At 67.0% G+C, this 10,094-nt stretch carries 7 protein-coding genes; all 7 read right to left on the bottom strand.

The annotated features are described in order from the left end of the window. Positions 1 to 51 precede the first annotated feature (51 nt). Complete coding sequence (locus ACUN9Y_RS21600; protein WP_445462808.1) at positions 52 to 717, bottom strand: CvpA family protein; 666 nt, start codon at positions 715 to 717, stop codon at positions 52 to 54. Further along, positions 717 to 1,436, bottom strand: a complete 720-nt coding sequence (locus ACUN9Y_RS21605) for an SPOR domain-containing protein (RefSeq protein ID WP_445462809.1) — start codon at positions 1,434 to 1,436, stop codon at positions 717 to 719. Before ACUN9Y_RS21605 ends, ACUN9Y_RS21600 begins: the two co-directional genes overlap by 1 nt. After that, on the bottom strand, positions 1,433 to 2,758 hold the full coding sequence (folC, locus tag ACUN9Y_RS21610) for a bifunctional tetrahydrofolate synthase/dihydrofolate synthase (RefSeq protein ID WP_445462810.1): 1,326 nt from the start codon (positions 2,756 to 2,758) through the stop codon (positions 1,433 to 1,435). Before folC ends, ACUN9Y_RS21605 begins: the two co-directional genes overlap by 4 nt. Before the next feature lie 9 nt (positions 2,759 to 2,767). Continuing rightward, positions 2,768 to 3,862, bottom strand: coding sequence for an acetyl-CoA carboxylase, carboxyltransferase subunit beta (gene accD / locus ACUN9Y_RS21615; RefSeq protein WP_445462811.1), 1,095 nt, complete (start codon positions 3,860 to 3,862; stop codon positions 2,768 to 2,770). A 583-nt stretch (positions 3,863 to 4,445) separates the two neighbouring features. Continuing rightward, complete coding sequence (locus tag ACUN9Y_RS21620) at positions 4,446 to 5,102, bottom strand: phosphoribosylanthranilate isomerase (RefSeq protein WP_445462812.1); 657 nt, start codon at positions 5,100 to 5,102, stop codon at positions 4,446 to 4,448. Beyond that, a complete protein-coding gene (gene truA, locus ACUN9Y_RS21625) occupies positions 5,099 to 6,175 on the bottom strand; it encodes a tRNA pseudouridine(38-40) synthase TruA (protein WP_445462813.1) in 1,077 nt (358 codons plus the stop codon). The genes ACUN9Y_RS21620 and truA overlap by 4 nt, the downstream gene beginning before the upstream one ends. Positions 6,176 to 6,420: 245 nt before the next feature. Further along, positions 6,421 to 10,094: Ig-like domain-containing protein (locus tag ACUN9Y_RS21630; protein ID WP_445462814.1), on the bottom strand; the 3,674-nt coding region annotated here is incomplete at its 5' end.

Here is a 10,094-nt window from a genome sequence, read left to right on the forward strand (position 1 = left end):
ACTTGCCATGGGGCGCCGCGGCCCAAGGGACGCGTCGCGAAAAATCGTGGTTCAGGTCTCGATGACCTGCGTGGTGCCCTCCGGCACCGTCTCGCCATCTGGCGTCGATGATCCGCTCCCTGGCGCATCGTCTTGGGGCGGCTCGGCGTCTTGGCCGGGCTCGAGTTGTTGGCCATCTGCGGGGCGTGACTCTTCGGCGCCCGGCAGTTCACGCAGTGATTCGGGGAAGTCCGGCAGGCGGCCCTCGAAGTCGCCCAACTGCCCCAGCCCCCAATCGCGCAGCCGCTCGAAGTGCGGGCGCACCGAGGCGTCCTGCCAGGCCGTCAGCTGGTCGAGCGGCGTAAAGCCGATCAACAGCGTCACCAGGGTCAGTACCGCCGCGGCCTTCACCCCGCCGAACAGCGCACCGGTAAGGCGGTTGAGAAAGCCGGCACCGACCCACTCCACCGCCGCCTGGAGCATGCGGATCAGGATCCCGCCGGCGAGGATGGTGATCACGATGATCAGCACGAAGGCCACGATCAGGCGACCATCGGGGCTATCGATCCACCGCGCCAGCAGCTCAGCCACCGGTTCGGCGAAGGTGCGCGCGGCGATCAGCGCCACGATCCACGACGCCAGCCCGAGTGCCTCGCGCACCAGGCCACGGACGAAGCCCGCCGCCACCGCCAGCGCCAGCGCGCCAACGAATACCCAATCGACCCAGGTCACCAGCATCAGCGTTCCACCCTGACCAGCAGGCCCTGAACGTTGACCTTGGACTTGAGCTCACCCATCACGCCTTCGGCCACCTCGGAAGCGCCATAAGGCCCGACGTAGACGGTGGTCAAGGCGTTGGTGCGGGCCCGGCTGTAGGCCGGATAGCCCTTGTCACGCAGCTCGCCGAGCAGGCGTTCGGCGTTGCCGGTTTCACCGAAGCTGCCGACCTGAACCGCCCATTGACCGCCCTCGACGGCCGCGGGCGGCGACTGACGGTTGCCACCGGACTCGGCATTTGCCGTCGAACCGGCACTCGCGCCCAGCCGCTCATCGGCCTGACGCGCCAGCGCCGCAATGGGGTCGACCTGCGGTGTGGCGGGTTCCGCAGCGTCGCCGGAGGCGGGCTCGCCGCCCTGGTCCGAGCCTTGTTCGGCAGGTGAGGTCCCGGCCGCCGCCGAGCCCTCCTCGGCCGAGGTCGCGGCGCCAGACTGAGCGCTGGCCAGGCCCTGCTCGACCTGCTCCGGCGTACTCGGATTCTGGATCTGCCCAAGGCCCTCGGGGCGCTCGGGCGCCGGCACGTCGCGGCGTTCGATCTCCACCGGCTGCTCGATGGTCAGCGTCGGCTGCGGACGGTCTTCACGAGACTCCGGCTCATCGAACAACATCGGCACGAAGATCACCGCCAGGGCGATGAGGATGATGCCGCCACTGATCCGCTCACGCATTCCGTATTTCATCTCGCTCCCTCGGTGCTCTGTATCGGTGTGCCATGGCTGTCACCGGCCATGTCCTGCCACCTGGCCAGTATGGCACCGACCGTAAAGAAGGACCCCGTGACCAGCACGCGGTCGTCGGCCTCGAGGCGCGTTTCGAGCCAGGCAGCACCTGCCTCCGGTGAGGCCCCCTGCGCCAGCACAGGATAGCCCCGCTCCTCCAGGCGCCTGGCAAGGTCGTCGGCGCTACGCGCGCGCGGCCCGGCCAGCGTCACCGGCAGCCAGGCATCGACGACCTCGCCTAACGCCGCGATGACGCCGTCGGCGTCCTTGTCCTCGAGCATGCCGAGCAAGGCAATGGTCCGCCCGGGACAGCGCCGTGCGCCCAGGCGCCGCGCCAGGTAGCTCGCGGCATGCGGGTTGTGACCCACATCCAGGCACCACTGGCCGCGCCACTGCATGCGCCCGGCCAGGACCACCGTGGCCAGGGCCTCACGACAGGCCTGCTCGCGCAGCGCCACGCCCCCAAGCGCCAACGCCTGCAGGGCGCTGGCGGCGTTGTCCCGGGGCAAGCCGGGATCGGGCAGCGCGGCGAGCCGTTGCGCCTGGCCTTCGGCCCCCACGCCATACCACGTCCATTCGTCATCACCCTGGTGATCGAACGCCTCCCCCAGCCGGTACGCCGGGGCGCCGATGGCGCGGGCATGCGCCATGACGCTGGGGGGCAGTTGGGTGCTGCCCAGCACCGCCGGACGGGCCTTGCGCATGATCCCGGCCTTCTCACGACCGATGACGTCGATATCGTCGCCGAGATAGGCCGCATGGTCCTGGGCGATGGTGGTCACCACCGCCACATCGGCGTCGATCACATTGACCGCGTCCAGGCGTCCCCCCAGACCGACTTCCAGCACCGCAAGCTCGGGCTGACGCTGGGCGATGGCCCACAGCGCGCCGAGGGTGCCGACCTCAAAGTAGCTCAGGCTGACCGGTGTCGGCACGCGGCGGGCCCGCTCGACGGCGGCGAAACCGGCCATCAGCAAGGCGTCGTCGGCCTCGCTGTCGTCCAGGCGCAGCCGCTCGTTATAGCGCACCAGGTGGGGCGAGGTGTAGGTCGCCACGCTCAAGCCGTGGGCACGCCCCAGGGCGTCCAGCATGGCCACCGTCGAGCCCTTGCCGTTGGTGCCGGCCACGGTGATGACCCGCTCGGCAATAGGCGCCTCGCGAAGCCCCATGCGGGCGGCCACCTCGGCCACACGGTCGAGGCCAAGATCGATGCCGACCGGGTGCGAGGCCTCGAGCCTGGCGAGCCAGGCATCGAGCGTCGTGGGCAGGTCCTGATCAGTCATCGCGGTGCATCAACGCGGTGCATCGCCGCGCTCGCCGCCGCGCTCGTCCACCGCATCGCTCGCCGGCTCGGCCTCGGCGTCCGGGCGGCTGTCGGAGCCATTGTCGGCGGAGCCTTCCGCGGGCGCTGCATCGGCGGCGCGAGGCTCACCACCGCCGTGGGCGTCGGCTAGGGCTACGGCAAGGTCGGCTTCGGCCGCTTCGGCGACATCGACCAGATCCGGCTCGCCGTCGGCGGCCAGGCCGTTGCCCGGCTGATGGGTCAGCTTGCGCAACACGGCGCCGATACGCTCACGCATCTCGTGGCGATGCAGGATCATGTCCACGGTGCCGTGCTCGAGCAGAAACTCGCTGCGCTGGAAGCCCTCGGGCAGCTTTTCGCGCACGGTCTGCTCGATAACGCGGGGGCCGGCAAAACCGATCAACGCATTCGGCTCGGCCACGTTAAGGTCACCCAACATGGCCAGCGACGCCGAGACGCCACCGAAGACCGGGTCGGTCAGCACCGAGATGTACGGCACGCCGTCCTGCTTTAAGCGCTCCAGGGCGGCGGAGGTCTTGGCCATCTGCATCAGCGAAAACAGCGCTTCCTGCATCCGCGCGCCGCCGGACGCCGCGAAGCACACCAGCGGAATCCGCTCCTCCAGCGCCACGGTCGCGGCACGCACGAACTTCTCGCCGACCACGGCGCCCATCGAGCCCCCCATGAAGGTGAACTCGAAGGACACCGCGACCACCGGCAAGCCGTCGAGGGCACCACGCATGGCGATCAGGGCGTCGTTCTCCCCGGTGTCCTTCTGCGCCGCGGTGAGGCGATCCTTGTACTTCTTGGAGTCGCGGAACTTGAGCCGGTCGACCGGCTCGAGCTCCGCCGAGATCTCCTCGCGCCCCTCCTTGTCCAGAAACCAGTCGAGCCGCTTGCGCGCCGTCAGGCGCAGGTGATGGTCACACTTGGGACAGACGTTGTGATGCTTCTCGAGCTCCGGGAGATAGAGCACGGATTCACACTTGGGGCACTTGCGCCAAAGGCCGTCGGGAACGCTCGCGCGACGATCCTTGCGTTGAATGCGGCCCACCGAGGGCACGATCTTGTCTAGCCAGCTCATGTCTGAAGTCTTCCGTCAAAGCATCGCCGGCGGTGGGCCGGCGAGTAGAATTCTAATCGGTCGGTCGGGGCTTATGCTCACCATCGCCCGACGCTCGAAACCCCCTGTCTGGTCCCGGCATCCCGGCCTCCAGCGCGGCAAGCCACTCGCCCGCAGCGCCTTGCGTTCGGCGCCGGCCTGACCAGGGGACCCGGCTGTGTCGGCGACGCGCCTGACCCCGGCGCCGCCGCTTTCATCGAGATTGCCCCGAGCATGGGCGCACATTGTAGCCGCCCGCGCCTTTGAAGTGGTAGGGGCGACGGGAAAGATCGAGGCAAGATTGCCAGCGCCGGGCGACGACCCGGGGTATCGGCCGCCTGCTGCGACGCCTCGCCCCTTTTGTTGGCGCGTCGCCTCTTTAATCTGGCGTGTCGTACCTTTTATTTGGGGCGTCGCCTCTTTATTTGGCGGGAGGCAAGGCCGACACTGCCCCCCGCTCGGCGTGACAAGCCCCGTTGCCTTGCTGGCCCAGGCGCCGAGCAGGCCAACCCACCCGGCCGGCACGACGATCATCGCGCGACGCCTCCTTGTGAGTCCTTCCTCGTTAGTCCGCCTGGCGATCACCGACCTGAACGGCGTTCACGAAGGCGCTCATCCGCGCCGCATCCTTGATCCCCGGCGCCGCCTCCACGCCACCGGACACGTCCAGCGCAAAGGGCCTGACTCGGGTCACGGCCTCGACGACGTTGTCCACCACCAGGCCTCCGGCAAGAATCACCGGCTTGCCCAGATCACCGGGGATCCGCGACCAGTCGAAGGTCTCGCCGGTGCCCCCCGGCACGCCGGGCCGATAGGCATCCAGCAAGAGACCGCTGGCCCCAGCGAACTCCACGGCCGCATGGTGGAGGTCGAGCCCATCGCGCATGCGCAGCGCCTTGATCCAGGGCTTGGCGAAGCGGGCACAGAATTCGGCGGTCTCGTCGCCGTGAAACTGCAGCAGATCGACCCAGGGCAAACACCGCTCGACTTCCGCCGCGGTCGGATTGACCAGCAGCGCGACACGGGTCACGAAGGCGGGCACCCGCCGCGATAGTGTGGTCAGCCGATCGACGTCGACCGCTCGCTTGCTGCCGGGCCACAGCACGAAACCGAGGGCATCGGCGCCGACCCTGACCGCGGCATCGACGTCGTCTTCTCGCGTCAGCCCACACAGCTTCACCCGCGTGCGCGCCGTCCGAGTCTGGTGGCAGAGTTCCGTCATGAGTCGCCTCTTTGTGCATCGGTGGCAGGCCCCGCGAGACCCATCGCCTGGCGGGCGTCCGCGGGACCCGGCGCTCCCTCGCCGCGTGCCGCGGAGGGTGTCGCTGCCGGGGGCTGGGCATCGCCCCCCGTCCGGCTGTCCAGGTCCGCCTGGGTCACCGCGCGTCGGGTTTCGGACAGCGGCCGATGACGCCGAAACTCCACCATGGCACAGTCCGGCAACTCGCGCTCCCCCGTCCACTCCCCGAGAAACGCCAGCAGATTAGGTCCCAACGGCTCGCGCGGCAGGTTCCACTGTTCATCGTAGACCGAATCGACGAAGTGCAGGCCGGCCCCCGGCGCGGTGACATCGCCCTTGGTGCGATCCCGAAGCGCAAGCAGGCGGGCCAGATAATCGGTGCCCTGCTCGCCGCGCCCGACGCGCAACAGGGCCCCGGCGATATTGCGCACCATGTGGTGCAGAAAGGCATTGCCCTGCAGGTCGATCACGACCAGTTGGCCGTGGCGGCGCACCTCGATGAAATGCAGATGGCGCCACGGCGTCCTCGACTGGCAGCCGGCGGCACGAAAGCTCGAGAAATCGTGCTCGCCGACCAGCACCTGGGCGGCCTGATGCATGGCGTCGGCGTTCAACGGATCACGACACCAGGCCGCGTTGGCACGCTCGAGCACCGGGCGAGTCGGCTGATTGAGAATCACGTACCGGTACCGGCGCGCCAACGTCTTGAAACGCGCATGGAACTCGTCGGAGACCTCACGCACCCAGCGAATTGCCACGTCCTTCGGCAGGTTGGCATTGCCGCCGAACACCCACGCCTTCTCGGTACGTTGTACCGGCGGATCGAAATGCGCGATCTGGCGAGTGGCATGGACGCCGGAGTCGGTCCTGCCGCTGCAATGGATCGTGACCGGCTGGCAGGCGATCTTGGCCAGGGCAGCCTCCACGACGCCCTGCACCGAGGGCGAATGCTTGAGCCGCTGCCAGCCGCAATAGGCGCTGCCGTCGTACTCGACGCTCATCGCCAGGCGACCGGTCAGGGGGGTGCGTTCATCGAGATGGTGGAAAAAGGACATGCGGCCTGCTGAGTTGGTGACAACATCGAACCCCGGGGCGGTCCACGCGACCACCCACAGACAAGGGCCATATTATCCCCATTTGACGGCGCCGACACCACCACTGCGACCCGCCAGCCCGGGCGCATGGCGCCTGACACCCCGCACCTCCGCGACACGGCGACGCCACACAAGAACAAGTGGGGCGCCCCAGGGCGCCATTCACCAAACAACCGCTCGCCAACGCATCAGGATCAGACTGGGCGCTACTCCACGCTAAGCTGGCCATCTTGCATCAGCTGCGTGATGAACTGCGCCGACGATTCGCCACCCATGCTGACGCCCTCGAGGACCACGCGCTGATCGGCGTTGTCGCCGTTTGCGCTCAGACCGCCACCACTCTTGACATGCAACACGGTGTTTCCTTCGCTGTCTTCGGCGGCGATAACATAGCTGTCCAGGGCCGACTGACCCGGGTCGGAGCTTGACGCATCGTAGTCGGCCAACAACTCGCCGAGGTTCAGGCTGTCGGCCTCGGGGTCATCGCTTAAGGCAGGATCCTTGAGGTGGAAATCGTAGATGCTATCGACGGCCGGCGCAGCGCTGGTCTGCTGATCCCCCAGTGACCAGGCGAAGGTGTCGTTGCCGAACCCACCGAACAGCCGATCGTCGCCGGCGCCACCGATCAACAGATCATCGCCCGCGCCCCCCACCAGCACGTCGTCACCCGCGTCACCTCGCAGCCGGTCATCGCCCGCATCGCCTTGCAGCGCGTCGCTGCCAGCGCCCCCCAGCAGCAGGTCGTCTCCCTCGCCGCCTCGCACCACGTCGTGGCCGCCGCCGGCTATCACCAGGTCATCGCCGGCACCGGCGATGACCTGGTCGCTACCCCCGTTCGCCCCATCGGACTCTTGCAACGCGTCGGCGTTTGCCGCGATATAGGCCAGCACATCGACAAGCTCTGGCGGCGTACCGGCGCCATGCGCCGGCGACCAGGTCAAGAACGCCTGCAGCCCATCGATACCCATGCCATCGTGACTTCCGGCGCCAAACTCCTCGCCGGTGTCACCATTGGTCCAGGCCAGATGATCGGTGTTGATAGCGTCGGCGACGACCACATCATCACCGATACCCGCGTCGATGACGTCGTCGCCGACAGTCCCCCGGTGTAGCTGACCAGGGGCGCCAAGGTCGATGTCCAGTACCCCCGCAGCGCTATCACCGTCGGCATCGGTTCCGACCACATCCAGGGTCAAGCCTGTGCCCTCTCCCGCTGGAATATCGCCGGGCACATAGCTTTGATCGGCGAGCAGAAAGAACCCCTGGGGATCGTCTTTGCTGACATACGAGCCATGGCCGCGTATCTCGATCGCCTGAAAGGGACTCTCGGAGTCTATGGTAAATGACGTGCGGCCTACCGACCTGATCCTGACGGTGCCGTCAGAATTGAAGGTAACGTTAGCGTTTGCCCCCGCACTGAAGTTATCTGCGGTGAGCGTCAGGGTGTCACCGCCGAGTCGATACGGATGATCGCCGCCGACGTCGCCGCTACCCGTCGACAGCTTGACGACCCGAAGCGTAAACTCGATCACCCTATGGACAGAGTCCATCTCGTAGAGTCTTTGCGTGAACTGGGTAACGCCCTGGTGGGAATCCCAGGTCGGACGCCCCCCCGTCGTATCGAGTCCGTTGACAAAATCGTAGCGAACAACCTCGCCGTTACCAATCTTGGAGTCGTTACCCGCATAGATCTGCCGGCCGAGCAGATTCAAGAATGATTCCTGACCTCCGTTCGCCAGCGACCAGGCAGACGCAAGAAAATCAACATCATTCTCGCCGTCAGGATCGTCGAAGTAGCGATACCGATAGCCCTGTCCAGGCACCCGCCCCGCGACCTGGCTCTGCGAGAAGTTGACCGCCTGCGACTCTCCCCCCGCAACACCGATGTTCCCGTACACCTGCACGTCGTAGCTTGCACCATCGCCGGAGAGTCCGACATCGAACACCGTTTTGCCGCTGTCCGTCATGCCGCTGAGCGTCTTTCCATCATCGCTCAGTACGTATTTTATCTGCGCCCCTTGGTGGTAGAGAGCGTTACCGCTGCGATCGGTGACGCTGGCCCCCTCGAGGCTCGAATCGAACACCAGGCTGCCGAAGCCATCGGCCCCGACCGCCTCCAGAAATCCCGTGTTGCCCACGGCTGTCGACGCAAACTCCACCGGTGCATCATCCTGCACACGGACCACCACGGTGCCCGAGGCGCTGTCGCCGTCGCCGTCGGCGGCGGTCACCCGAATCCCGCTGATACTCAAGCTATCCGCGCCGCGGCCATGGGGAAGATGGTCGGCCAACGTCACCTGCACGCCGACATCGCCCGAGGCCCCCGGCGCTATGCCATCCGCCGGCGCACTGAGGCTAAGGGTCAATACATCGACACCGTCGATCGTGCCGACCAGATCCTCACCTTGGAGACGCCAGACGATCTCGGTATCGCCGGCAAGGCCACTGACAGTGATACCCGATACCCGACCGTCGGCGTCGGCATTGCCGAACCTGAACGTCGTCAAGGTATCGGAACCCGCAGTGAAGGCGAGCTTGCCGCTATCGGTCCCCACCCCTCCATCGCGGGTATCGGCGTCCCGCAGCGTCATGTCCAGCGCTGCGGAACTGGGATCATCGTCGCCACCAGAGGCACCGCCCGCTTCCGGACCTGCCCCATCGACAAGCGTAATGCTGTGGGTGTCCTTGTCCTCGTCGCCATCGCCATCGGTACCGACCACCGCAAAGCCGACGCTAGCGGCCGTATCGAGTCCCGGCGTAAATCGCCAGGTACCGTCGCTTACGACGACGAGCGTGCCGCTGCCGGTATCGATAGCCTCCCCCAGGGCAAAGCGGCTGCCACCCACCTCCACGGTGGGCGCCTGGGTGGCGCTTGCGCCATCTGCCCCCGGTGCCATCACCCAGGTCCCGGTGATGGCCGCGCCACCTTCCATCGCGCTAGTGGCCCCCGCCACCGTGACGCTCGGGCCATCGTCGGTCACCACCAGGGTCAGATTGGCGGTATCGCTATCCCCGTCACTGTCGGTCGCCACCAGCGCGAAGACGTCCTGCACCGAGGCGTCGCTGGAATGATCGACACTGGTGTCAAGCGTGTAGCTCCAGCGGAAGGTGCCACCGCTCTCGGTCACCGTTAACGTGCCGTAGCTGCCGGGCACCCTGATACCGGCAAGACCCGCTTGGCTGACATCCACGTCCCCCACACGCAAGGTGGCGAGACTGTCGTTGCCGGTGGCGATATCGAAAGTGCCGCTGGCGGTCTCGCTGTCGGAGGCCGGTGCGCTGCCATCGGCAAGGCCGGCCTCGCTGACAGAGCCGCTGGCGGCGGTGACCGTCGGCGCAGAGTCCGCCGCTACCGTCACCGTCAGCGTGGCAGTTGAGGGATCCCCATCTGCATCGGTGATGGTGTAGTTGATCAGTGCATCGCCTTCGAAGCCCGCCGTCGGGGTGAAGGTCACGTTGCCCGCCGAGTCGAAACTCACCGCCCCGGCGGCAGCGCTCGTTGCGGACAACGTCGCTGCAGTCAACGTCGCGCCATCGGCGCCCTGATCGTCGCTGGTGCCATCGTCGTTGGCCAGGACGTTGTAGGTGACCGGCGTATCTTCTGCGGTTGTGGCCGCATCGTCCACCGCCGCGGGGCCGGTGTCGGTAAGGTTGATCACCAGGTCATCGCTTTGCGTCTGACCGGCATAATCGGTCACCACCAGCGTGAAGCTGTCCAGCACCGGGTCACTGCCCGAATGATCGCCGGCGCCACCATCGGCGGTGTAGGTGTAGGCGATCTGGCCGCTGGCCGCGTCGAAGCCGGTGATCGTCAGCGTGCCGTAGCTGCCGGACAGCGTGACCGGCGCCGTGGCGCTGGCCGTCGTCACGTCCTTGCCCG

The organism is Halomonas sp. V046 (assembly GCF_052645355.1).